The organism is Bacillus manliponensis (assembly GCF_000712595.1).
Taxonomy (GTDB): domain Bacteria; phylum Bacillota; class Bacilli; order Bacillales; family Bacillaceae_G; genus Bacillus_A; species Bacillus_A manliponensis.
This window is the reverse complement of sequence record NZ_JOTN01000003.1, coordinates 47,620-73,346: the sequence shown is the minus strand read 5'-3', so window position 1 is coordinate 73,346 and position 25,727 is coordinate 47,620. Positions and strand designations below refer to the sequence as shown.

26 protein-coding genes and 1 other annotated feature are annotated in these 25,727 nt (G+C 37.9%); of the genes, 3 read left to right on the top strand and 23 right to left on the bottom strand.

Features of this window, described 5'->3' with window-relative positions; genetic code table 11:
* Window positions 1-10: 10 nt before the first annotated feature.
* From hisI to ilvE, 17 genes are all read right to left on the bottom strand, one after another.
* Window positions 11-316, bottom strand: a complete 306-nt coding sequence (gene hisI, locus BAMA_RS04400; protein ID WP_034636487.1) for a phosphoribosyl-AMP cyclohydrolase — start codon at window positions 314-316, stop codon at window positions 11-13.
* Window positions 313-1,071 carry an imidazole glycerol phosphate synthase subunit HisF gene (hisF, locus tag BAMA_RS04395; RefSeq protein WP_034636485.1) on the bottom strand — a complete coding sequence of 253 codons (759 nt, stop codon included), beginning with the start codon at window positions 1,069-1,071 and terminating at the stop codon, window positions 313-315. Before hisF ends, hisI begins: the two co-directional genes overlap by 4 nt.
* Window positions 1,065-1,784, bottom strand: a complete 720-nt coding sequence (gene hisA / locus BAMA_RS04390) for a 1-(5-phosphoribosyl)-5-[(5-phosphoribosylamino)methylideneamino]imidazole-4-carboxamide isomerase (protein WP_034636482.1) — start codon at window positions 1,782-1,784, stop codon at window positions 1,065-1,067. The genes hisF and hisA overlap by 7 nt, the downstream gene beginning before the upstream one ends.
* Window positions 1,757-2,386: an imidazole glycerol phosphate synthase subunit HisH gene (gene hisH, locus BAMA_RS04385; RefSeq protein ID WP_034636481.1), complete on the bottom strand. Its 630-nt coding sequence runs from the start codon at window positions 2,384-2,386 to the stop codon at window positions 1,757-1,759. The genes hisA and hisH overlap by 28 nt, the downstream gene beginning before the upstream one ends.
* Before the next feature lies 1 nt (window position 2,387).
* Window positions 2,388-2,972 carry an imidazoleglycerol-phosphate dehydratase HisB gene (gene hisB / locus BAMA_RS04380; protein WP_034636479.1) on the bottom strand — a complete coding sequence of 195 codons (585 nt, stop codon included), beginning with the start codon at window positions 2,970-2,972 and terminating at the stop codon, window positions 2,388-2,390.
* A complete protein-coding gene (hisD, locus tag BAMA_RS04375) occupies window positions 2,951-4,261 on the bottom strand; it encodes a histidinol dehydrogenase (RefSeq protein WP_034636477.1) in 1,311 nt (436 codons plus the stop codon). The genes hisB and hisD overlap by 22 nt, the downstream gene beginning before the upstream one ends.
* Window positions 4,262-4,278: 17 nt before the next feature.
* Window positions 4,279-4,914, bottom strand: coding sequence for an ATP phosphoribosyltransferase (hisG, locus tag BAMA_RS04370; protein ID WP_034636475.1), 636 nt, complete (start codon window positions 4,912-4,914; stop codon window positions 4,279-4,281).
* Window positions 4,890-6,146: an ATP phosphoribosyltransferase regulatory subunit gene (hisZ, locus tag BAMA_RS04365; RefSeq protein WP_034636472.1), complete on the bottom strand. Its 1,257-nt coding sequence runs from the start codon at window positions 6,144-6,146 to the stop codon at window positions 4,890-4,892. The genes hisG and hisZ overlap by 25 nt, the downstream gene beginning before the upstream one ends.
* Window positions 6,147-6,402: 256 nt before the next feature.
* Window positions 6,403-6,981, bottom strand: a complete 579-nt coding sequence (gene leuD, locus BAMA_RS04360) for a 3-isopropylmalate dehydratase small subunit (protein WP_034636469.1) — start codon at window positions 6,979-6,981, stop codon at window positions 6,403-6,405.
* Window positions 6,959-8,353: a 3-isopropylmalate dehydratase large subunit gene (leuC, locus tag BAMA_RS04355; RefSeq protein ID WP_034636467.1), complete on the bottom strand. Its 1,395-nt coding sequence runs from the start codon at window positions 8,351-8,353 to the stop codon at window positions 6,959-6,961. The genes leuD and leuC overlap by 23 nt, the downstream gene beginning before the upstream one ends.
* Window positions 8,350-9,417: a 3-isopropylmalate dehydrogenase gene (leuB, locus tag BAMA_RS04350; RefSeq protein WP_034636464.1), complete on the bottom strand. Its 1,068-nt coding sequence runs from the start codon at window positions 9,415-9,417 to the stop codon at window positions 8,350-8,352. The genes leuC and leuB overlap by 4 nt, the downstream gene beginning before the upstream one ends.
* 15 nt (window positions 9,418-9,432) lie before the next feature.
* Complete coding sequence (locus BAMA_RS04345; protein WP_034636462.1) at window positions 9,433-10,956, bottom strand: 2-isopropylmalate synthase; 1,524 nt, start codon at window positions 10,954-10,956, stop codon at window positions 9,433-9,435.
* Between the two features lie 2 nt (window positions 10,957-10,958).
* A complete protein-coding gene (gene ilvC / locus BAMA_RS04340; RefSeq protein WP_034636460.1) occupies window positions 10,959-11,969 on the bottom strand; it encodes a ketol-acid reductoisomerase in 1,011 nt (336 codons plus the stop codon).
* A gap of 27 nt (window positions 11,970-11,996) precedes the next feature.
* Complete coding sequence (ilvN, locus tag BAMA_RS04335) at window positions 11,997-12,509, bottom strand: acetolactate synthase small subunit (protein ID WP_034636459.1); 513 nt, start codon at window positions 12,507-12,509, stop codon at window positions 11,997-11,999.
* Window positions 12,506-14,203 carry an acetolactate synthase large subunit gene (gene ilvB, locus BAMA_RS04330; RefSeq protein WP_034636457.1) on the bottom strand — a complete coding sequence of 566 codons (1,698 nt, stop codon included), beginning with the start codon at window positions 14,201-14,203 and terminating at the stop codon, window positions 12,506-12,508. Before ilvB ends, ilvN begins: the two co-directional genes overlap by 4 nt.
* Before the next feature lie 118 nt (window positions 14,204-14,321).
* Window positions 14,322-14,552 (bottom strand) — a binding site (T-box leader).
* 15 nt (window positions 14,553-14,567) lie between these two features.
* Window positions 14,568-16,235 carry a dihydroxy-acid dehydratase gene (gene ilvD / locus BAMA_RS04320; protein WP_034636453.1) on the bottom strand — a complete coding sequence of 556 codons (1,668 nt, stop codon included), beginning with the start codon at window positions 16,233-16,235 and terminating at the stop codon, window positions 14,568-14,570.
* A 15-nt stretch (window positions 16,236-16,250) separates the two neighbouring features.
* Entirely contained in the window at window positions 16,251-17,147 is an 897-nt protein-coding gene (gene ilvE / locus BAMA_RS04315; RefSeq protein ID WP_034636451.1) for a branched-chain-amino-acid transaminase, read from the bottom strand.
* A gap of 412 nt (window positions 17,148-17,559) precedes the next feature.
* On the opposite strand from ilvE, the gene BAMA_RS04310 reads away from it, so the two are divergent.
* A complete protein-coding gene (locus BAMA_RS04310; protein WP_034636449.1) occupies window positions 17,560-17,802 on the top strand; it encodes a DUF3911 family protein in 243 nt (80 codons plus the stop codon).
* 649 nt (window positions 17,803-18,451) lie between these two features.
* On the opposite strand, the gene BAMA_RS04305 is transcribed toward BAMA_RS04310, so the two are convergent.
* A complete protein-coding gene (locus BAMA_RS04305) occupies window positions 18,452-18,538 on the bottom strand; it encodes a hypothetical protein (RefSeq protein WP_034636447.1) in 87 nt (28 codons plus the stop codon).
* Window positions 18,539-18,700: 162 nt separating this feature from the next.
* Entirely contained in the window at window positions 18,701-19,102 is a 402-nt protein-coding gene (gene ytfJ, locus BAMA_RS04300; protein ID WP_034636445.1) for a GerW family sporulation protein, read from the bottom strand.
* 131 nt (window positions 19,103-19,233) lie between these two features.
* Here ytfJ and BAMA_RS04295 point away from each other — a divergent pair, with 131 nt between their 5' ends.
* The gene (locus BAMA_RS04295; protein WP_084157873.1) at window positions 19,234-19,638 is read left to right on the top strand and encodes an imidazole glycerol phosphate synthase; all 405 of its coding nucleotides are present in this window, start codon (window positions 19,234-19,236) and stop codon (window positions 19,636-19,638) included.
* A gap of 211 nt (window positions 19,639-19,849) precedes the next feature.
* Here BAMA_RS04295 and BAMA_RS04290 read toward each other — a convergent pair whose 3' ends face one another.
* Window positions 19,850-21,193: a TrkH family potassium uptake protein gene (locus BAMA_RS04290; protein WP_034636441.1), complete on the bottom strand. Its 1,344-nt coding sequence runs from the start codon at window positions 21,191-21,193 to the stop codon at window positions 19,850-19,852.
* 532 nt (window positions 21,194-21,725) lie between these two features.
* Between BAMA_RS04290 and BAMA_RS04285 the strand changes: the two genes are divergently transcribed.
* Window positions 21,726-22,955, top strand: a complete 1,230-nt coding sequence (locus BAMA_RS04285) for a dicarboxylate/amino acid:cation symporter (RefSeq protein ID WP_034636439.1) — start codon at window positions 21,726-21,728, stop codon at window positions 22,953-22,955.
* A gap of 119 nt (window positions 22,956-23,074) precedes the next feature.
* On the opposite strand, the gene BAMA_RS04280 is transcribed toward BAMA_RS04285, so the two are convergent.
* The 3 genes from BAMA_RS04280 to BAMA_RS04270 all read right to left on the bottom strand — a co-directional run bounded on the left by BAMA_RS04280 (window position 23,075) and on the right by BAMA_RS04270 (window position 25,442).
* Window positions 23,075-23,230 carry a hypothetical protein gene (locus BAMA_RS04280; RefSeq protein WP_034636437.1) on the bottom strand — a complete coding sequence of 52 codons (156 nt, stop codon included), beginning with the start codon at window positions 23,228-23,230 and terminating at the stop codon, window positions 23,075-23,077.
* 152 nt (window positions 23,231-23,382) lie between these two features.
* Window positions 23,383-24,981, bottom strand: a complete 1,599-nt coding sequence (locus tag BAMA_RS04275) for an MDR family MFS transporter (RefSeq protein ID WP_034636434.1) — start codon at window positions 24,979-24,981, stop codon at window positions 23,383-23,385.
* A gap of 41 nt (window positions 24,982-25,022) precedes the next feature.
* Window positions 25,023-25,442 (bottom strand): MarR family winged helix-turn-helix transcriptional regulator, encoded by a 420-nt coding sequence (locus tag BAMA_RS04270; RefSeq protein ID WP_034636432.1) that lies wholly within the window; start codon window positions 25,440-25,442, stop codon window positions 25,023-25,025.
* Between the last annotated feature and the right edge of the window lie 285 nt (window positions 25,443-25,727).

The following is a 25,727-nucleotide window of genomic DNA, read 5'->3' as shown; positions in this document are numbered from 1 at the left end:
TTCATTCCCCCTATATAATTTTATGATGAAAACACGATACTTCTCCTGTATGACAAGCAGGACCAACTTGCTTTACAAATATTAAAATAGCGTCTTGATCACAATCTAAGTACATAGACTGCACATACTGTGTATGACCTGATGTTTCTCCTTTATTCCATAACTTCTTCCGGGAGCGAGAATAAAACCACGTTTGCTTTGTTTCAATCGTCTTTTCGTACGCTTCTTCATTCATATAAGCTAACATTAATACTTCCTTCATTTTTTCTTCCATGACAACAGCTGGTAACAACCCTTTTGAAAAATTAGGTTTCATAGTCTCACCTCAATACTTGCTTCTTTTAATTTCTGCTTTACTTCTTGCACTGTCGTTTCACCATAATGAAAAATAGAAGCTGCTAATGCGGCATTTACACTTGTTTTTTGAAATACTTCGACAATATGATCGCCACTTCCGCATCCACCTGAAGCAATAACCGGAATAGACACAGCTCTCGCAATCGTTTCCGTTAGCTTTACATCATACCCATCTTTTGTGCCATCCGCATCCATACTCGTTAATAAAATTTCACCTGCTCCTAATTTTTCAGCTCGTTTCGCCCATTCTACAGCATCCACTTCCGTATCAATTCGACCACCATTTATATAAACATGCCACTTATTTTCTGCTACTTTTTTTGCATCAATCGCTACAACAATGCACTGGGAACCAAACTGCTCTGCTCCCTCTTGAATTAGATTTGGATTGCGAAGCGCAGCCGAATTTAATGAAATTTTATCTGCACCCGCTCTTAAGAGAGCATACATATCTTCCGTAGAAGAAATACCACCACCTACTGTTAGCGGAATAAATACTTGTGAAGCTGTTCTTTTTACAACATCCAGCATTGTTTTCCGCCCATCATGCGTTGCTGTAATATCTAAAAATACAATTTCATCTGCACCAGCATCGTTGTATTTTGCTGCACTTTCGACTGGATCACCTACATCTTTTAGCCCTATGAAGTGGACTCCTTTTACAACACGACCATCTTTCACATCTAAACAAGGAATAATCCGCTTCGCTAACATATGCTCGTCACCTGCAATGCTTCTTTTAAATCGACCGTTTTCTCATACAGTGCTTTTCCGATAATAACGCCATATACGTTCATATCATGTAACTTTTTTACATCTGAAAGCGAACATACACCACCTGAAGCAATAATGCGTACTGAAACCGCATCTTGTAATTGTTGTAATTGCTCAAAATTTGGTCCTTCTAGCGTTCCATCCTTTGAAATATCCGTAAAAATAATCGTTTGTACACCAACATTCTCCATTTCCTTTGCTAGTTCGATATAAGAAACGTTTGATACATCTAACCAACCTCTCGTTGCAACATACCCTTCCTTCGCATCAATACCAACAATAATATTTTCTTTATATAAATGAACAGCATTTTCTAAAAAAGCACGGTCATATAAAGCAGCTGTTCCTAAAATAACTTTTTGTACTCCTACTGCTAATAATGCTTCGATTGTTTCTAAAGAACGTACTCCCCCGCCTACTTGCACCGGAATACGAACTGCTTTACATATATTTTCAATGACTGAAAGATTGATAGAATAACCGGTAACGGCCCCATCTAAATCCACAAGATGAAGCATTCGTGCACCAAGCTGTTCAAATAATAAGCTTTGAGCAACTGGGTCTTCATTCATTACCGTCTCCTTTTGAAATTGCCCTTGATATAAGCGCACACAGCGTCCTTCTTTTAAATCAATTGCTGGGAAAATTTCCATTCCTCTACCACTCCTTTAAAGTTTTTCAACATTTGTATACCAACATCACTACTTTTTTCCGGGTGAAACTGTGCGCCATATATATTGTCTTTTGATACAAGCCCTGGAACTAAAACACCGTAATCACTTACACCACATACAATATCACTCGGACAATCTACGTAATAAGAATGAACGTAGTACATAAATGCATCGTTTTCTATGTCACGCCATAACGGTATTTCTTTCACTTTATTTAATTGATTCCAACCCATGTGCGGTATTTTATATGATACATTTAACTTCTTCACTGCTCCTGGCAATAAACCTAACCCTCTAGTAAGCTCAATTTCCTCACTTTCTTCAAACAACAACTGCATCCCTAAACAAATCCCAAGCAGCGGCTTTCCTTCAGCAGCAGCAACTTTTAGCACAAAATCAAGCTCTTTTTTTTGAAGAATATCCATCGCCTTTGGAAAAGCGCCTACTCCCGGTAAAATAATACCGTCACTTTGTAATATGTGTTCTATATCATCCGTTACAGCATACGCTGCCCCAATACGTTTTAAAGCTTGTTCTACACTATGAATGTTACCCATGCCATAATCTACAATTGCAATCATGCTACAACATTCCTTTCGTAGAATTTACGCCAACAATCTTTTCGTTATAATCAACAGCTTCCCGAAGCGCACGACCAAACGCCTTAAACATCGCCTCCACTTTATGATGCGTATTACTTCCATATAGAACGCGCATATGCAATGTAATATTCGCAGCGTGTGCAACTGCTCGAAAAAACTCTTCCGTTAGTTCTGTATCAAAATCCCCAAGCTTTGGATTTGTCAATTCCCCTTGAAATACAAGGTAAGACCTTCCGCTAATGTCAACCGCTGCGAAACCTAACGCTTCATCCATCGGCACATAAGATGATCCATATCGATTAATTCCAACTTTATTCCCAAGCGCTTCTTTCAAACAATTTCCAAGTACAATTCCTACATCTTCAACTGTATGGTGCGCATCAACATACACATCTCCCTCAGCCTTCACCTGGAGTCCAAATCGTCCATGTCTGGCAAATAACGTTAGCATATGATCGAAAAATCCAACACTGGTTTCAATAGATATATTGTCACTATCATCTAATCGTAAAGAAAGTGTGATTTTCGTTTCAGTTGTTTCTCTTATTTGTGTTGCGACTCGCATTCTTTTCCCTCCTCAAATCGAATTTGAATTGCTCTTGCATGCGCATGTAGTCCTTCTTTTTCAGCAAGTGTCACAATATGATGATTTACACGTTGCAGCGCTTGTTTTGTATACGAAACAAAACTGGATTTCTTTACAAAATCATCGACAGATAATGCTGAGAAAAATCGTGCTGTTCCACTGGTTGGTAGTACATGATTGGGACCAGCAAAATAATCTCCAAGCGGTTCTGGAGCGTATGGGCCAATAAAGATTGAACCAGCATGACGAATGTGTGATAATGCACTCATCGGCTCTTCTATATGTAACTCTAAATGCTCTGGTGCTATTTCATTACATAACTGAAATGCATACTGTAAAGATGGAACGACGAAAATAGCGCCATTTCTTTCAATTGATTGACGAGCAATTTCGCTTCTTGGCAAAGACATCAATTGTTTTTCTAATTCATTCTTTATTTCCTCGGCAAGTACAGCGCTCGTTGTAATACACATAGCGGATGCATTTACATCATGTTCTGCTTGTGACAATAAATCCGCTGCAATGAAAGGGGCTTCTCCTGTTTCATCCGCAATTACAACAATTTCAGACGGGCCCGCAATCATATCAATGTGGACCGTTCCAAATACCTCACGCTTTGCAAGAGCAACGTACATATTTCCGGGACCAACGATTTTATCAACCTTTGGAATCGATTTCGTTCCATATGCAAGTGCAGCAATCGCCTGTGCGCCTCCAATTGTATATATCTCATCAACTCCTGCCATCTCAGCAGCAACTAAAATATGCGGATCTATTCCATCCTTTCCTGGTGGTGTCACCATGACGATTTTTTGTACACCCGCAATCTTTGCAGGTAATATGTTCATAAGTACAGATGAAGGATACGACGCTGTTCCGCCCGGTACATATACACCGACAGTTTCAAGTGGCCGAACAAGTTGGCCACGAATAATCCCCTCTGTTTCACAATCTACAAATGATTGTCTTTTTTGTTTTTCATGATAGGAAATAATATTTTTCTTTGCTTCTTGAAGAGCTTCTAAAAAAGAGTCTTCTACATATAAGATTGCTTCTTTCATTTCTTTTTTTGGAACACGAAATTCTTTTATGTCTACACCATCAAATTTTTTCGTATAAGTAATTAATGCTTTATCACCATGCTCTTTCACGTCTTTAATAATCTCTTTCACGCTGAGCAGTGCGACCTCTTCAATTACTTGTGCCCCTTCTCGTAATTGCTTCATTTTCTGTAACGTAATTTCGTCTTTCATATCAATTACTTTCATTCCATATCCCCCTTTCCTTATTTACTATGAGCAGCTAATTGTTCTAGCTTGTTTATAATGCTGAATATTTCGTCTTTTTTTGTTTTTAAAGCCGCTTTGTTCACAATCATTCTTGCTGATATAAGATGCATCTCTTCAAAAACTACTAGCCCATTTTCCCGTAACGTATTTCCCGTTTCTACAATATCAACAACAGCATCTGCTAATCCAAGTATCGGGGCAATTTCGACAGAACCTTCGATTTTAATAATCTCTACATCTTCACCTTTATTACGAAAGTACGTAGAAGTAATGTTCGGATATTTCGTCGCAATTCTTTTTTTCTTATAACTGTCCGGAGTATATGACGGCAATGAGGCGACACAAAACCGGCACTTTCCTACTTCTAAATCTAGCATTTCATATACATCTTTCTCACACTCTAACAAAATATCTTTTCCAACAATTCCAATGTCAGCCACTCCATGTTCCACATAAGTTACAACATCAACAGCTTTTACAAGAATGAACGATATATTTGCCGCTCTGCTTTGGAACACTAGTTTTCTTCCTTTATCCTTTAACTCGGAACAATCAACACCAATCTGCTCAAATAAAGAAATGCAATGTTTCTCTAATCTTCCTTTTGTTAACGCAATTTGGATATTGTACATGGAGATTCTCCTTTTCTTTGTATCATCCAATCCTGTTCCCATTTGTACTCTACAAAGATGTCTTTTGATATATCAACAACTTTCTTCACCTTGGTGTCTCTTGCAAATCGAAGCGTTTCCTCTAATTCATCAAACATTGACAACTGGACGATTTTCTCTTCTTGTTCCAAAAGTAGACGTAACTGTTCTGCATGCTGAGCATGTTGCAAAGAGTAATGAATAAGCGTATCAATTTGCTTTCTTGAAAAACGTTTTGCCTTTACCACCCTTACAAGTTGATCTATTTGTATCGCCAATCCAACAGCTGGAATTGGCTCCCCAAAATTTCCAATTAATTCATCGTAACGTCCACCACTTACAATCTCTTCTCCAATGTCACATATGTAACCACGAAAAATAACACCAGTATAGTAGTGGAGGTATTGAATCATCCCTAAATCTATCGAAATGTAAGAAGCATATCCAAGCCTTTCAATTGTTTCATAGATTACTTTTAACTTCGTAATCGCATCTTTTATATCTTGATGAGATGCTAATTGCTCCGCTTCTTCAATTACTTCTAACCCACCAAATAATCGTGGCAACTTATGAAGTAACTGTACCGTACTTTCTTCTATATTTAATTGCTTCTCCTTTATAAACTGTGAGAGAGCTGCATAATTTTTACTTTCAATACATTTACGTAATTGTTCCTCATCTACTTCTTTTAATGACAATTTGCTCACAATCGCTTTATACAGCTCTACTTGACCAAGCTCAATTTTAAAGTCCCCTATACCAGCTGCTCGAATAGCCTGAATGCTACTTACAATACACTCGACTTCTGCGCGTATATTCGAAACCCCTATAATTTCAATACCGACTTGCGCTACTTCATCATATTTTCCGGACAATGATTCATTCGCTCGAAAAACATTCCCTGCATATGTCAGTTTCAAAGGCCCTTTCATCCCCCTCGTTCCAATAACACGAGCTAGCGGAATCGTCATATCTGGCCGTAACACAAGAATCCGTCCTTTATGATCAAAAAATTTATACATTCTCTCTTCGTCAATTGGACGATTTCGAAAACAAAACACATCATAAAATTCAATAAGAGGTGTTCGTACTTCCTCATATCCCCTCTCAATAAAAGTAGCACGCAACGTTTGTTCTACAGTCTCTAATGCCGTGCATTCATCAAATAAAAAATCACGTGTACCATTTGGATTTGCTCCCTTCCATTTCGTCACATTTTCCTCCCCCTTTACACATGTTATTCGTGCAACAAAAAAAGAGCTATGTAGATAAGAATACCTACATAACTCTTGAGAGAATGTAGGCGCAACGGAAAAATCCCTTGTACCTACACGTGTCTTCACGTTAGGTTCAAGGGTTTACGTATGATGATGTTTTTTTTCAGAAATTTGGAATGTACACAATTGAATAACTCCCTTTCCCCACTGTTTTTTCATAGTATAAACTAATTTTATCTAAAAATAAAGAAAATTAAAACTTCAAACCCGTTTCGTATGCTTCGATTTCTTTTTCATATTGAAGTGTAATTCCAATATCGTCTAGACCGCTTAGGAGCTTTTCTTTCCACATCTTTTCAATCGAAAAGGAAAAACTCTCCTCTGCTGTTTTTATTATCTCTTGCTCTAAATCAATTTCCATTATCGATTCTGGCCCTAAGTTTGCAAGTTTGTTACGAATTTCTTTTTCTAATGTAATAGGAAGAATTCCGTTTTTTGTACAATTCATATAAAAAATATCCGCAAAGCTACCCGCAATAATTACTTTAAACCCGTAATCTGCTAACGCCCACGGAGCGTGTTCACGTGAAGATCCACACCCAAAGTTATCACCTGTAATTAAAATGCTCGCACCTTTTCGTTTAGGGTCATTAAGTGGGAAGTTAGGGTTATCCTCACGATTTTCTAAATAACGCCATTCATCAAATAAAAACTCACCAAATCCTGTTCGCTCAATTCGTTTTAAATATTGCTTCGGGATAATTTGATCGGTATCAATATTATCATTTAATAGTACAGCAACTGTTCCTTTATGAATACGAAACGGCTCCATCGTAATTCTCCTTTCTGACATCGACAAAATGACCGTAAAGCGCAGCTGCTGCTGCCATTGCAGGGCTAACGAGATGCGTTCTTGCTCCTTTTCCTTGTCGTCCTTCAAAGTTTCGATTAGAAGTCGACGCACAATGTTCACCATCCGGTACTTGATCTGGATTCATCCCAAGACACATCGAACAACCCGGTTCTCGCCATTCAAATCCAGCTTCCTCAAAAATATGATGTAGGCCTCTCTTTACAGCAGCATCTCTTACCCTTTTTGACCCAGGTACAACAAGTGCTCGAACACCTTCCTTCACTCGTTTTCCTTTTACAATTGCCGCCGCAATTTCTAAATCTGATAGTCTCGAATTTGTACAAGAGCCAATGAATACATGACGAATTGGAATATCTCCTACACTTTTTCCAGGTTGAAGATTCATATATGCGTACGCTCTTTCATCATTTATATCATGTACAAGAGGGAGTTTCTCATCAATACGCACTCCCATACTAGGATTCGTTCCCCATGTTACATATGGAACTAATTCATTTACATAAACTGTAATGCTCTGATCGTATAACGCTCCTTCATCTGTATATAATTCACTCCACACTTTCATCGCTTCCTCAAACTTCTCAGGTGCATACCGTTTTCCTTTTACATAAGAAAACGTTGTTTCATCAGGAGCGATCATTCCAGCTTTTGCTCCGCCCTCAATTGCCATATTACAGAGCGTCATTCTTTCTTCCATCGTCATCTTTTGCACCGCTTCGCCATAAAATTCCATTACATATCCTGTTCCAACAGCGATGCCATATTTTGCTAGTATATGTAAAATAATATCTTTTGCATATACACCTTTTGGAAGTTGACCTTTTAATTCAATCCCCATTGCTTTTGGTTTTCTTTGCCATAATGTTTGCGTAGCTAACACGTGCTCAACTTCACTCGTACCAATTCCAAACGCTAATGCGCCAAAGGCTCCGTGCGTTGCGGTATGGCTATCACCACAAACAATTGTTTTTCCTGGTTGCGTAAGTCCAAGTTCTGGACCAATTACATGTACAATACCTTGATCCTCATCGCCAAGATCTGCTAATGGCACCCTAAACTCATGACAATTTTTACGAAGCGTATCAATTTGCTTTTTAGCAATTTCATCTGTAATATTCCACACATCTTTTGTAGGCACGTTATGATCCATCGTTGCAAATGTTAAATCTGGCCTTCTCACTTTCCGATTTGCAAACCGCAAGCCTTCAAAGGCTTGCGGTGATGTTACTTCATGCACAAGATGTAAATCAATATATAATAGATCGAGGCCATTTTCATTACTCGCTACAACATGCCGTTCCCACAACTTATCTAATAGTGTTTTCTTCATGATTGCCCTCTCCCTACTAGTGCCTGCGCTTCCATCGTTTGTAAAACAAGATTCGTAAATGACGTTGTTGTCTCATTTCCACCTAAATCTGCTGTACTTTTTCCAGAACGGATGACAGCAGAGATTGCTTCTTCAATTGCTTCTCCTTCTTGCTTTAACTCAAACGACTGTCCAAGCATCATTGCAACTGAACGCATCATCGCAATTGGATTTACTTTATTTTTCCCAGCAATATCCGGTGCTGATCCATGGATTGGTTCATATAAAGAAGGGCCAAATTCTGAATGACTTGCTGAAGGAAGCATACCAAGTGATCCCGCTAATACAGACGCTTCATCACTTAAAATATCACCAAATAAATTTTCCGTTACAATCACATCAAACCTATTTGGATTTCGAATAAGTTCCATTGCAGCTGCATCTACTAATAAATGCTCCAGTTCTACTTCTGGATAACGAGACGCTACCTCTTCTGTAATTTGTCGCCATAGTTTACTAGACTCTAAAACATTTGCCTTATCAATAGAAGTAACTTTTTTACGACGCTTTTTCGCTAATTGAAATGCGTATGAAACAATTCTTTCAATTTCACGTCTATGATACGTAAGTGTATCTGTTGCAACTACTTCGGTTCTCTCTTTTGGGAATGAAAAATAAATGCCACCTGTTAACTCCCGTACAACTACAAAGTCAATTTCCTCAACTGTTTTTAATGGTGATAAATGTGCTGTTGCTGCTTCTACCGTTACAGGCCGGACATTGGCAAATACACCTAATCCTTTTCGAAGAGTAAGTAACCCTTTTTCAGGTCGCTCTTTCGTATTATCCCAACGTGGTCCTCCTACTGCTCCTAGCAACACTGCATCACTAGCTAAACAGGCAGTTAACGTTCGGGATGGTAGCGGTTGGCCACAACTATCAATTGCCGCTCCTCCAAATCGTTCATCTTGCACATAAAAACGATGACCATATAGTCTTTCTACCATTTCTAATACTCGCTTTGCACTTTCCATAATTTCTGGGCCTACTCCATCACCTGCTAAACAAACAATTCGCTTTTCCATATAAGAAGCACCCCTTTACAATTTAGTCACCTTCTGCAATACTTTTAATTTCCCTGCTGCATATACGTAGGCACGCGCTGAAGCTTCTAATACATCTTGAGCTACACCAAAACCAGACACGCGCTGATTTCCATCTTTTAGCTCAACATGAACATGAGCGAGTGCATCTTGCCCTTGCGTGATAGATTGAATACGATAATCCGATAGTTCACATTGTAAATGAAGGATTCTTTGAATCGCATTATAGATTGCCTCAATACTTCCAGCACCAGTTGCAGCATCTTCTAATTCATTTCCTTCAACATCTTCTAAACAAACAGTTGCGCTCTGGATACTACTTGATACGAAATGCACTTGCAAATGTTTAACGTTATATTGCTGCTTTGTAAATACAGTTTCTCCTAACACAAGTGCTCTTAAATCTTCCTCTGTAATCTCTTTCTTTCGATCTGCTAGGCTTTTAAATGTACGGAAAGCTATGTCTCGTTCTTCTTCTGTAAATTCATAGCCAAGCTCTTTCATTTTTTCCGTAAAAGCATGACGTCCAGAGTGTTTTCCAAGAACAAATTTATTTTCTACTTCACCAACTAAAGATGGTGAAATAATTTCATATGTTGTCACTTCTTTTAATACACCATCTTGATGGATACCTGATTCGTGTGCAAATGCATTAGCGCCAACAATCGCCTTATTCTTCGGAATTACCATCCCTGTTAAATGGCTTACAAGTGTACTTGTCGCTTTAATTTCCTTTAACGTTAACGATGAGCTTGCTTCGTAATAGTCTTTACGAATATGAAGAGCTACAGCAACTTCTTCAAGCGCAGCATTTCCAGCGCGCTCTCCAATTCCATTTATCGTTCCCTCAACTTGGCGAGCTCCTCCTTCAATTGCTGCTAATGAGTTAGCTACTGCCATACCAAGATCATCATGACAATGACAAGAGAAGATCGCTTGATCATAAGATGGCACATGCTCTTTTAAATATTGAAATAAAGAATAGTATTCCTCTGGGTTTGTATATCCAACTGTATCTGGGATATTAATTACACTCGCCCCTGCACGGATTGCTATTTCAGCCGCTTCAGCTAAAAATGAAGGTGTCGTTCTCGTCGCATCTTCTGCTGAAAACTGCACAACTGGAAATAATGATTTTCCTAGTTTTACAGACTGATAAATTTGATCTAACACCTCTTCTTTTGACATACGAAGCTTGTATTTCATATGAATATCACTTGTTGCTAAAAAAATATGAATACGTGGAAACATCGCTCCTCTTAATGCCTCATATGCTGTATAAATATCACTTTCTTTCGCCCTCGCCAAACTCATTACCGATACATTTTTTATTTCACATGCAATGCGCTGAACAGCACGAAAGTCACCTTCGGAAGCAGCAGCAAAGCCTGCTTCCATGACATTCATACCAATCTTTTCTAACTGCCTTGCAATTTGGAGTTTTTCTTGTTCATTTAAGTTCACTCCTGGTGACTGTTCGCCGTCACGAAGCGTCGTATCCATGAACAAAATATCTTTCATAATTATTTAACCTCCATTTTCACTTTCGGTTTTACAAACGGCATCATTTCACGCAACTTACGTCCTACTACCTCGATATCATGCTCATTTTCTTTCGCGTTAATTGCATTGAAGTGAGGCTTACCTGCTTTATGCTCTGCAATCCACCCCCTTGCAAATGTTCCATCTTGAATGTCTTGTAAAACGCCTTTCATCGCTTTTTTCGTCTCTTCTGTTACAACGCGTGGTCCTGATACAAAATCTCCCCACTGCGCTGTATCAGAAATGGAATAGCGCATATTTTCTAGTCCACCTTCGTACATAAGGTCAACGATAAGCTTTAATTCATGTAAACACTCAAAATAAGCAACTTCTGGCTGATATCCAGCTTCTACAAGCGTCTCAAATCCAGCCTTTACAAGTGCTGTCGCTCCTCCGCAAAGCACCGCTTGTTCCCCAAATAAATCTGTCTCTGTTTCTTCTTTAAATGTTGTTTGCAGTACACCCGCTCTTGTTGAACCAATTCCATCTGCATACGATAGTGCCTTTTCTGTTGCTGATCCTGTTGCATCTTGATATACAGCAAATAATGCTGGAACTGCCCCTCCTTCTTCAAATGTACGACGTACAAGATGTCCCGGTCCTTTTGGCGCTACAAGAAATACATCTACATCTTCTGGTGGGGAAATTTGATTAAAATGAACATTAAATCCATGAGCAAACACAAGTGCATTACCAGCTTCTAAATATGGTGCAACTTCTGCTTCATACACTTCCGGCTGCAACTCATCTGGTAGTAAAATCATTACAACATCTGCATATTTTGCAGCTTCAGCTACTGTATAAACTGAAAAGCCATCTTCCTTTGCCTTATCCCATGATTTCCCTTGGCGAAGCCCAATTACAACATTAAAACCGTTATCACGTAAATTTTGCGCATGCGCATGACCTTGTGATCCATAACCAACAATTGCAATCTTACTTCCTTTTAATACATTTACCTTTACATCTTTTTCATAGTATACTTTTGTCATTTTCCTTCTCCTCCTAATATTTAAAAATTAATGGATAAGCAACACTTGTTTTTCTTGCTTTTTCATGCTTCTTGTAAATGCAGTAACACCTGTTCTTGCAATCTCTTTTAATCCGTAAGGTCTCAGGAGTTCAATAAGTGCCTCAATTTTGTCTGGCGTTCCTGTTGCTTGCACAACGATAGACTCCTTTCCAACATCTATAACCGCTGCGCGAAATGGTTCAATTAAACTATATAAATCAGACCTAGAAACAGATGTCGTTGCTACTTTAATTAGCGCTAGTTCTCTTACAATTAAAGATTCTTCTGTAATATCAGAGACTTTCAGTACATCGATTTGTTTATGAAGCTGCTTAATTAACTGCTCCACTTGCTCTTCATGTTCAACATGAACAACAAATGTCATTCTTGAAATATCCGCTGATTCTGTATGACCAACTGAAATACTTTCAATATTAAAGTGTCTACGCGTCATCACACCTGTAACGCGATTTAACACTCCACTTTGATTTCGGACAGTCGCTGTCACAATTCGCTTCATACGTCAATCCCCTCCATTTGATGAACACCTTTTCCTGGCGCAACCATTGGCATTACTTTTTCCGATTGTAAAACGCGACAATCAATGACAACTGCTTCATCATAAGAAAGCGCCTCTTGTAGTTGCTCTTTCAGCTTTAGTGGATCTTCAATTCGGACACCTTTTAACCCATATGCTGCTGCAAGAGCAACAAAATCTGGTTGACATGAAAGAAGTGAATGAGAATAACGTTTCTTGTAAAACTCATCTTGCCACTGCCTTACCATTCCAAGTGCTTCATTATTCATAATAAGTACTTTGACAGGAAGTTTATGTTCCTTTAATACACTTAACTCTTGCAATGTCATTTGGAAACCAGCGTCACCAACAATCGCAACAACGAGCTCGTTTGGCTCAGCAATTTGAGCACCAATCGCTGCTGGTAAACCAAATCCCATCGTACCAAGACCACCAGAAGTAACCCATTTATTTGGCTCTTTAAAGGAATAGTACTGAGCAGCCCACATTTGATGTTGACCAACGTCTGTTGTTACAATCGCTTCTCCATTTGTAATCTCATGAAGTGTATCAATTGCTGCTTGTGGCTTAATTTCTGTACTATCTGTTTTATATGCAAATGGATAACGCGCTTTTCTACTATTTAAAACTGCCAGCCATTCCCCATGGTTCTCTTTTTTGCCTTTTTCAATTAGCAATGCTTGCAGTGCATGTTTTGCACTTGCTACAATTGGAATCTCTGTTTTCACATTTTTTCCGATTTCTGCTGGATCAATGTCGATATGAGCTACTGTTGCTCCTTTTGCGAAATACTGCAAGTTACCGGTAAGGCGATCATCAAACCTTGCACCGATATTGATTAATAGATCGCATTCATATAACGCCATATTTGCTGCGTATGATCCGTGCATCCCTCCCATTCCTAAAAATAGCGAATCCTCTGGTGGAAATCCTCCTAATCCAAGTAATGTATGAACAACCGGGATTTGATACATACGAGCAAACTTTGTTAATTCTTTCGAAGCCTTTGCGTGTAATACACCTGCACCAGCTAAAAGAATTGGTTTTTTCGCAACTTTAAGCGCTTGTAATAATTTGTTGACTTGTAGTTGGTTTGGATAATAATTCGGCTGATAGCCTGGCAAATCCATCTTAACTTCTAGTTGCTCCTCTCCTGTTTCAATAACGATATCTTTCGGAAGATCGATTACGACCGGTCCCGGTCTACCTGTTGCTGCAATATGAAATGCTTCTTTAATAACCCTCGGTAAGTCAGACGCTTTTCGTACTTGATAATTATGCTTTGTTACTGGCATTGTAAGCCCAATAATATCTGCTTCTTGAAATGCATCGCTACCAATAAAGGCGGTAGAAACTTGCCCTGTAAATACAACAAGTGGCAAAGAATCCATCATCGCATCCGTTAAACCGGTAATAACATTTGTTGCACCTGGACCACTCGTTGCAATCACAACTCCCGGTTTTCCTGTAATGCGAGCATATCCTTCTGCTGCGTGTATTGCTCCTTGTTCATGTCTCGTTAAAATATGTGGAATTTCACAATCGTAAAGCGCATCATATAAAGGTAAAACTGCTCCTCCTGGATACCCAAAAATTACTTCTACATTTTCATTTCTAAGCGCATCTAACAACAAACTTGCACCAGTTGCCATTTTCTCTTCCGTTTTTGAAGACATTTTGTTTGCAAACCTCCTTTGAAAGTACAATGTGTCCAAATTCTCCATAACCACAAGAAAATTAAATTTTCAGAAATAAAAAACCAAAAAATCTTTCGCCCACACTCCAGCTATGTGCTGAAGGGACGAAAGATTTCGCGGTACCACCCTTCTTCGCAAGAAAAACTCCTTGCCTCAGTAACTCTAAACGAGTTTAGCTCATAACGGTGCCACCGTCCAAACCTAGGCGCAATAGCTTCAGCTTGGCACTCAAGGGCGATGTTCGTTAATGTGAACCATCGGTTTCCAGCAACCACCGACTCTCTGTGAGGCTTCACAATCAACTACTCCTCCCTATCAACGCTTTTTCAAAATTAATGTAGCTTTATACTTTCATAACTCCTCCTGTATTTGCCGAAGTCACAAGCTTTGCATAACGTGCTAAATATCCGCTTTTCACTTTTGGCTCTGGAGGATGGAATAATTTCTTTCGTTCTTCTAGTACTTCATTAGAAATCTCCCAATGTATTGTTCCATTTATTAAATCAATAACAATTGGATCACCATCTTCAACATACGCTATCGGACCACCTTCTGCTGCTTCTGGTGACGCGTGGCCAATTGCAATTCCTCTAGTTGCACCAGAAAAACGTCCATCGGTAATTAAAGCTACCTTCTTCCCAAGACCCCTTCCTACAATTGCTGAAGTTGGGGCTAACATTTCAGGCATCCCAGGTCCTCCCTTTGGACCTTCATACCGGATGACAACAACGTGACCTTCTTTCACAATCCCACTATGAATTGCTGCTACAGCCTCATCATGAGAGTTAAAACAAATTGCCTCTCCGTGAAACACTTCAATCGATTCATCTACTCCACCAACCTTTAACACGGAGCCATTTGGTGCTAAGTTTCCAAACAAGATGGAAAGTCCACCTGTTGCACGATACGGGTTTTCTTTAGAACGAATTACTTTTTCATCTAAAATTTTTCCGTCTTTTACCGTCTCATAAATTGTCTTTCCTGAGATTGTAATACGGTCTGGATGAATAGCACCTGGAATTTTTGTTAATTCATGAACAATGGCTGCCACTCCACCTGCTTCATGCACATCATGCATAGAATAATGTGAAGCAGGACTAATTTTCGCTAAGTACGGAACACGCTTTGCAATATCATTAATACGTTGCAAATCATATTCAATTCCAGCTTCATAGGCAATCGCTAACATATGTAACACTGTGTTAGTAGAGCCACCCATTGCCATATCTAGTGCAAATGCATCATCAATCGATTCTTTCGTAATAATATCGCGTGGCTTTATGTCCTTTTCCACTAAATCCATTAGATGAAACGCTGCTTCGCGAATTAAATTATGCCGTTCTTCACTTGTTGCTACAATTGTCCCATTTCCAGGCAATGCAACACCTAGCATTTCCATAATCGTATTCATAGAATTTGCAGTGAACATCCCCGAACAAGAACCACATGTTGGACATGCCGAACGTTCCATTTCAATGAGTTGTTCTAAACTCATTTTCCCCGATTTATGGGCTCCAACTCCTTCAAATACAGAAGCTAACGAAAGAGGGGTACCATCTTTGGCTTTTCCCGCTTCCATCGGACCACCGGATACAAAAACAGCTGGGACATTCGTACGAACGGAAGCCATCAACATACCAGGTGTAATTTTGTCACAGTTTGGCATATACATAACACCATCAAACCAGTGTGCTTGAATAACTGTTTCCGCTGCATCTGCAATAATTTCACGACTTGGTAACGAATATCGCATTCCAATATGTCCCATTGCAATCCCATCATCAACACCAATTGTGTTAAATTCAAAAGGAACACCACCAGCTTCGCGAATCGCTGCTTTTGCAACATCTGCGAGTTGTCTTAAATGAATATGTCCTGGAACAATATCAATATATGAATTACAAATTGCAATAAATGGTTTATCAAAATCTTCTTCTCGAACACCCGCTGCATGTAACAAACTCCGATGTGGTGCTCGATCAATACCTCGTTTAATCATATTGCTTCGCATGGGCTTAATCTCCTATCAACTCACTTTATTTTCTTCGTAAACTTTTTCACCATCCATAACAACTAGCTTACGGAATTCTTCTAATAAGCAGTTCGTATGATGACCAGGTTTTCCAATACCAATTTTTCTGCCATCAACATTGGTTACGGCAATTACTTCCGCTGCTGTACCTGTTAGAAACACTTCATCTGCCACATATACATCATGACGTGTAAATAACTCTTCTCGCACGTCATAGCCAAGTTTCTCACCAATTTCCATAATTGCATTTCGCGTAATTCCTTCTAACGCTCCAGCAGAACTTGGTGGTGTAATGAGTCTATTCCCTTTTATAATAAAGACATTATCACCAGATCCTTCAGCGACATATCCTTGTTCATTTAACATAAGCGCTTCTTGTACACCAGCTAACTTCGCTTCAATACGCACTAAAATGTTATTTAAATAATTTAAAGACTTCACTTGCGGTGGTAATACATCTGGACGATTTCGGCGCGTCGCAACTGTAATAATAGGAATACCTTTTTCATAATATTCAGCGGGAAATAGTGCTAACTGCTCTGCAATAATTACAACGTTTGGCTTTATACATGAGTCAGGATCTAATCCTAAGTTTCCAGCTCCTCGCGATACAACTAAACGAATATACCCATTCGTTAATTGGTTGCGGCGAATTGTTTCTAAGACAGTTGCGGTCACTTCTTCTAACGTATATGGAATTTCTAACAAAATGGATTTTGCTGACTCATATAAGCGAGTGAGATGTTCTTTTAAACGAAAAACATTGCCGCTATAGACACGAATTCCCTCAAACACCCCATCTCCATATAAAAAACCGTGATCATAAACAGAAACTTTTGCTTCATCTTTTCGGACAAATTCTCCATTTAAGAAAATCCATTGCTCGTTCACGGAAAAGCGCCTCCTATGTCCTGTAATTTTTTTATTGTTTCCTAGTTTACTATCCTTTGCAAATAAATCAAGGTAATTTTTAGAAAATTTATAATATTTAAACTTATAAACCTCCTTAAATATACTGATATATCAACAATGTTAGCGTTTACAAATTATAGAAAAAATATTTTCGACAAATTTTTTAACTAAAAATATTTGTGCAGGAGAAGGATTTGTAAAAAAAGATGCGAATCTATTGTATTCAAATAAACAGTCATTTTTATTCATATCTTGTCGTTTCATGCATTTGTCTTATTAACAAAATGAAACAACATAAATAAAATTGAATAAAAATAACAATCATATTTTTAACAAAGCAATCATATTTCTATTTTCAAAAAGCAAATTGTCAAACTAAGGAGGAGTTTTTATGGGATGCGTACAAATTAAAGGAACAAGAAAAGAAGTTATGGAGATGTTACAACTTTTCGATCAAATGGATACACAAGGTGCATCTAAATTTAAAAACCATGTGGAAGTACAAAAAGCAGATGAAACAACAAATGACGAATTCGTAGCTTCTTTTGATTTACAAGCATATGAATATGATGCACAAGATACATTTAATGACCAACTTGTTAGTCAAATGTTAACAGGTGTATATAACGACTAAACTATGCACTCATATAGAAAAGATCCGCCTTAAAAATACTTCCGTATTTTTCAAGGCGGATCTTTTCTATATCTCTTTTTACTTACATGCAAAACATAAATTACTCATTACACTTGTATAAAGTGACACTTCACTCAGTAGGGGTTTTCTTCATCCCCACTGAGTGTCAGCCCGACCAATCGGGCTTTTACGGGCTGTTTATCTCCCACCTAAACTTCTCTGAATCCTCTAAGTTTTGAGGTGGGAGTATTACAGCCCGCAAATAGCAAATAGCGGGATAAAAAAGAGCTGCCACATAGTCGGAATTCACCTTATGTGACAGCTCTTTTTCTATTCTTTATATTTACCAAACGGGAAGTAACATTACTGGATGAAAGCCCTGCCTCTCTCTCATCATTACGGTTCCGATGACCGCTCCTGATACACTAGTATGTGTACACACTTATAAACATAGATTATTCAGCACGATTCACTAAAGTTGCTGGCACTTACACCCGATCTTTAGCAAATAATTCGCTCTACGCTCAAAAGTAAGATTCAATCTATACTAGCTGTAACCGAGACACGAATTAGAATTCTATCACTTAATTATACATTTGTCAAATGTTTTTCTAGAAAATAAACAGACATGTAAAAAGTCTGTTTCCCTTTAGGACGCTTTGTCTTTTACAACATATACAACAAATCCGCTCACTAACATACATAAGCCAATAACAAAGTCTTTAATGTTAATCACAGTTTCCTCTCCCTTTGTTTTTCAAGATAGTATATATTCGTATATCCACCTTTTCCCTGTGGTGGAGTCTCTATTTTTGCTGTCTCATTATTCATTATGACGTATTCTCAAAAACACACTTTAACTAATATAGCATAATTTCCTTTAAATGCAAGTTTGCTGTCAAGAGCCGTTTGTTAATTTTTGAACAGCAACTGGAACTGTATCTAATGCTTTTTCCACAAGATGAGTTCCACTATGTAAATGCAGAACTTGCACGCCATTTGTCCCAACGACTAAAAACGCGATTGGATTAATCGAAACTCCTCCACCACTTCCCCCGCCAAATGGATGAGCTGATTGCACAACTTCTTTCTGATGTGTCTTCACTGCACTTGTATTTGACACTTCTCCTTTAAAATCACTACCACCTGCACCAAATCCAAATGCAACATTTGAAACTGTCAATATTACGTTTCCATCGGTTGTTGAAACAGGTTTTCCGACGATTTTATTGACATCAACCATTTCCTTTAAATTTGTCATTGCTGTTTTCATTAAATTTTCAATTGGATGTTGCGCCATCTTAAAACACCTCTTTTTCCTACTCAATTCTTTTTTATCGTATCCAAAAAAGAGGAAGTCATACCAAGTTTTACAACCTAATATTTTTATAAAAAAACAAAAAGACACCAATACTACTCATAAAACCTTGCATGAAAGGAGCACACCCTATGACAAACAAATATGACGAACAACCTATTAAAGAGAATACGTTTGATGAACAACCTAATAAAGAGAATGCTTTTGACGAAGAATATGCAGCAGAAATTTCACCTACACGTATGCATTTTGATAAGCGTTATGACGAGCGGAAAGAAGTAACAGCAAAAGCAGCCGGATCAACAGGTGGTTTCATTGCTCTTACACTTGCTGGCCTTTCTATCTTTGCATTTCCAACTGTATTTGGGCTTGTAGCTGTATTACTTGGTATTTACGCTTATAACAGAGGCGCTACCACAACTGGAAGCATCGCTGCCATTGTAGGAGGCATCACGGCGCTCTTTGCTTTATTATTCCGCATGTCTATTATCGCTGCATTTTTCTCTCTTTTTTCTTAAAGTGAAACCTCAATCAGTAAAGTGAAACTTCACTCAGTGGAGGTTTCTCCACTGAGTGTTAGCCCGACCAATCGGGCTGTTAATCTCCCCCCTAAACTTCTCTGAATCCTCTAAGTTTTGAGGGAGGGGTCTTACAGCCCGCAAATAGCGGGATAAAATATTACACCTCGTAAATAGCGAAAAAAAAGATATCTCGCTATTGCGAGATATCTTATCCTGTAAATACATCTTCCGATGGATAGCGAACTTTTTGTTTTCCCGGTCTTGAAAGTGAAAACACAAGAGTTAGCGGCCCAACTAATCCGCAAAACATAACAAACATAATAATGCATTTCCCAATATCTGATAGTTTCCCTGTAATCCCCATTGATAGACCAACCGTACCAAACGCTGAAACTGTTTCAAACAATAATTCCATAAAACTAAACTTTTCCGTAAGCATTAATATAAAAACTGCGCTAAAAATCAAGAATTGGCTCGCTACAAAAATTGCTAATGCTCGCGTAATTGTAGTCGTTTTGATAGTACGATGAAATAATACTACATTTTCTTTTTTCTTAAAAAACGCAATAACTGCTACCATCAAAATCACAAAAGTTGTTAACTTAATTCCACCACCTGTTGACACACTTCCTGCTCCAATAAACATAAGAATCATTGTAAATAACAATGTAGACTCTTCCATACTTCCGTAATCAAGTGTGTTAAATCCAGCTGTACGAGGTGTAATTCCTTGGAAAACAGCAGCCCATACTTTTTCTCCCAACGTTAAAGACCCCATCGTTTTCGCATTCCCATACTCTAATATAAACATAAAGATAATAGAGATAATTGTAATGACAATCGTACCAATAATCATAATTTTTGAATGAAGGGAAAGCTTTCGAAAACTTCTGCTATACCATATATCAATTAACACTGTAAATCCTAAACCACCAATAATAATTAAAGAACAAATACCGATGTTTATAATTGGATCCCCAACATAACGTGTTAAATTATCTGGCCAAAGTGCAAAACCCGCGTTGTTGTAAGCTGCAACAACATGAAAAATACTATAATGTAATCCTTTCGCAACCCCAAACTCCGGGATAAAACGAATTGCTAGAAAGATAACCCCAATTAATTCAATACATAATGAAAAAATAAACACACGTTTTACTAATTTTATTAAACCACCAATATGCGTCTGATTTAATGCTTCTCCAATTAAAAGACGATGACGTAATCCTATTTTTTTCCCGAGTATCCAAACGATTAAAATAGCAATTGTCATAAGACCAAGTCCACCTGTTTGAATAAGTAGCATAATGACAATTTGACCAAAGATTGTAAATGTACTTCCCGTATCAACAACTCCTAATCCAGTAACAGTTGCAGCTGAAGTAGCTGTAAAAAATGCATCAACCCAAGTAATTGATTCTTTTGTAGCAAATGGTAACTTTAATAATAACCCACCAACAACAATTAAACAGAAAAATCCCACCGCTAATATTTGAGGCGGACTTAATTTTATAAAACGATAATTCAAATCTCGTTCCTTTGTTGTTTTCATACTAGTAGCTCCTTGACTATATCATTCATATTATAACAATGTTGAGCATAATCCTTTTTCTATGTAATTTCAACTTTTTCTAAAAAGAAAACTAAGTAAAAAATTCATGCGCCCCTATTTCTATATCATCCACTTAAAATTTAGCCACATGTAACGAAACAAATCTATAAAAAAGAAAAATTCCTTACACTTTCACTTGAAGTTCACACTGATTTCACACAGTACGTTTATATTATAACTATCAAAGCTGTTCCTCCCTAATAACTGAGACACCCCCAATGTCTCGAACAGCTTTCTATCCCTAACTTACATTGACATATATTGTCCCCCCCTTCCTAGCCACCTTGCCGAAAAGGTGGCTATTTTTTTATGCTTTACGCTTTTATGAAACAATAAACGTATAGGATTTTCGCCAACTTCAAAAACTGAATATTAAGAAAATTTTTTATAAATTTTCAGAAAACATTGATAAATCTCTTTTCCATTTAGTACAATTAACAGATAACTATCATCTTACTAAGGAGGGAATATAGTGAAACAAACGAAAGCAATTCTACTTGCGCTTCTTCTCGGATTAGTTGTCGGCCTTGTTTTAAATGGAACTTCTATTTTCACACCGTTAAATGAATATTTTCTGTATCCGCTTGGGCAATTATTTATTCGCCTTATTAAAATGCTTGTAGTGCCTGTCGTATTCATTTCTATCGCTCTAGGGGCTGCTAGCCTCGGCGATCCGAAACAACTCGGTCGCATCGGTGTGAAAGCGATTTCTTTTTTCTTAGTAACAACAGCTATCGCCATTTCAATTGCTATTACACTCGCACTCATTTTCAAACCTGGTGAAGGCGGAGGATTTAAAACAGAAGGACTTAAATACGAAGGACCAAAATCAGAAACTACCATTGTTGATACACTCTTAAACATCGTACCTGACAACCCAGCTAATGCATTTGCGAGCGGTAACATGCTCCAAATCATCGCATTCGCGGTTTTCATCGGACTTGGTATAGCAATTCTTGGAAAACGCGTTCAAGGTATTCATTCATTGCTAGAGCAAGGTAATGAACTGATGATGTATCTTGTAAATCTTGTGATGAAATTAGCTCCAGTTGGCGCATTTGCTTTACTTGCATCTTCTGTTGGAACAATGGGAATGAAAAGTATTGAACTCATGTTCAAATATATGCTTCTCGTTATAGGAGCACTTCTTATTCATGGTATCTTTGTATACGGCGGTTTACTAAAACTATTAGCGAAGGAAAGTCTCTTCCGTTTTCTAAAATTATTTGGCCCTGTTATGGCAATCGCTTTTAGTACATCCAGTTCAAACGCAACACTTCCATTCGCTATGAAAACAGCACAGGAAAAGCTAGGTGTTTCCAAATCTATCAGCTCTTTCGTTCAACCACTTGGTGCAACTATTAACATGGATGGTACTGCTATTATGCAAGGTGTTGCAACCGTATTTATTGCACAAGTATACGGCGTTGACTTAACAATTACGCAATTAGCAATGGTTGTTTTAACAGCTGTATTAGCAAGTATTGGAACAGCAGGTGTTCCAGGTGTTGGGCTTGTTATGTTAACAATGGTGTTAAATCAAGTAAATCTTCCTGTTGAAGGAATTGCACTCATTATCGGTATTGACCGCATTCTTGATATGTCACGAACAGCCGTTAACATTTGTGGTGATGCGGTATGTGCAATGATTATTTCAAAATCAGAGGAGAAACATAATGCAGAAAGTTCAGCTGCTTCATAAAGTGAAACTTCACTCAATAGGGGTTTTCTTCATCCCCACTGAGTGTTATCTCGACCAATCGGGCTTTTACGGGATAAATCATCTATACTCTGTAGTCAAAAAAGGAGTGAGGGTCCCCCTCACTCCTTTTTTGATTTACTTCCTTTTTTAGAACGATACTCTTTTCCTTTATTATCATTACCAACTGTAATCTCCGCACCAAATTCTTGTTGATATTGCCCTTTTTTCGGTGCTCCTTGATTTCCGCTTCCTCTACTACCATTACGATTTGTCATATAGAACGCTCCTTATTAATGATTTTATCCCGCTATTTGTAGACTATAAGACCTTTACCAATCGAAATAAAGTGAAACTTCTCATAGTCTCTAGAAACCCACTTCATTAGTAGTATGTACTTCTTTCCTATAAATACGCAAAAAGCCTTCGCTTATGAAAGCGAAGACTTCTCCTTAACAGGCTCTTCTTTTATCGTTGTTCTAAGTGGAATTTCCTTTAAAAACACTGTAAGTATAACAGCAACAAACATAACGATACACCCTGTCCAAAACACACCAGAAATTGCATAATTCATCGCATCACGTAAATCCGTAATAATTGTTGTAAAAACTTCTTGTAACTCTGGTGGGAAGCTACGGTGAATCGCATCTAATTCTTTCGAATCCAGCAAAATTTGTGGGTTTTTCAACTCAGCAAATTGTGCTGCATACTCGGATGGAACTTGGAATGAGCCACTTGCCTTTTGCGAAAATTCTTCCATACGAGATGCCATATTTGTATTTAATACTGTGCTCATAATAGAAACTCCAACTGTACCACCTAATGAGCGAAACAGCTGAGACGAAGCAGTTGCTACACCTAACACACTGTAATCTACCGCATTTTGTACTGTGAGCGTAAATATAGACATCGCCACACCAAGACCAAAACCAACTGCTATTAAATAAACAACTAATACATATTGACTCGTCGTTACTTCTAAATGACTTAAAAATAACATTCCAATTGTTGAAATGATTAAACCAACAAGAGCTAAGTGTTTATATTTCCCGGTTCTTGAAGTAATTTGTCCGCTAATAATACTACCTACCACTAAACTTAACGTCAATGTCATTGTAAGAAAACTAGAATGCGTAGCTGAAAATCCAAGTACACCTTGAATAAAGAATGGTACGTACATTGCCGCACCAAACATTCCAACTCCAATTGTAAAACCGACAAGATTTGAAATTGCAAATGCACTATTTTCAAATAAATGTAGCGGGATAATTGGCGCTTTCACTTTTCGTTCAATCAAAATAAAAACAATAAGAGATGCAATCGCTCCGCTAAATAAACTGATAATCTCCACCGAGGCCCAATCATATTTTGTGCCAGCCCATGAAAACGCAAGTAACATAGGAACAATTGCACCTGTTAAGAACAGTGCACCAAAGTAATCAATAGACTGTTTCTCATTGTTCTGTACTTTCGGAAATAACATCCAAATTAATAAAAAGGCAACGATTCCAAGCGGCAAGAACACCCAAAATACCCAGTGCCAATCAAAATGATCAACAATATATCCACCCATCGTTGGACCAAACACACTAGATAAACCAAATACAGAAGCCATCAAACCGTTCCATTTTCCACGCTCCCTTGGAGAAAATAAATCTCCTACTGCTGAGAACGAAGAAGACATAATCATCCCTGCACCTAGTCCTTGAATACCACGGTATGTAATCAGTTGAAAAATATCTTGTGACATTCCTGATAAAAAGGCACCAACTGTAAAGATTAAAATACCAGTAAGTAAAAACGGTTTCCTTCCATACATATCAGAAAGACGCCCAACTAAAATCGTTGTCACAGCTGACGTTAACATATAAATAGTAAATACCCAGCTATAATAATCCATCCCGCCAAGTTCTGAAATAATACGCGGTAAAGCATTCCCAACAATTGTTTGATTTACAGAGGCGAAAAACATGGCCGCCATAATGGAAATCATAATAATTATTTTTTTTCTCTTATCTAAATGTTCCATACGATGCCCCCTCTACTTTCTAAAACAATCTGTTCTTTCATTTACATTAGCTTACTAGAAATAGAAATCATCGCCTCAATTTCAGAATCAGATAAAGTAGAAAATTTTTGTTTCAAATATATTTTCTTTTGCCTCTCCATTTCTGCTACTAATTCTTTTCCTTTTTCAGTAATCTCTAAATATACAACGCGGCGATCCGTTGTAGAACGTGAACGTGTTACAAATTCTTTCTTTATTAACTTCTCCGAAACAGCTGTAATATGACTATTCGATACGTGCAATTCACTTGCAACGCGAGATACCATTTCCTTTTCATTTTTTCCTAACACACGTAATACTAGAAACTCATTTAACGGGATATAATCCTCAAAAATTTTCCCTAAGTCGTTACGCAGTGTACGAAACATCGCAAAAAAGTTGATTGATAAATCTTCCATTAATTGTTCACGATTATTGGACATTGTTACATCCTCCATTTAGTTAATAAAGTTAAATAAAAACATTATAAATAATTTTAACGCACTTTTTCTATTTTGTCACTTTCTTATTTTCAACATGTATGCTTATCTTTGTATTTGGAAATGAATGATAAAGGTTGTTTTCAAATGTGCTGAAATTCACTTCAGCAATAAAAAGAGTGCAAAGATTATGCACTCTTTTTTTATTGGATAGAGCACCTGGCCATACATTGTAACGGTCAGGGCCTTTGACTGCCACGCGCAATGTTTCAACAAAAGAACGATGTG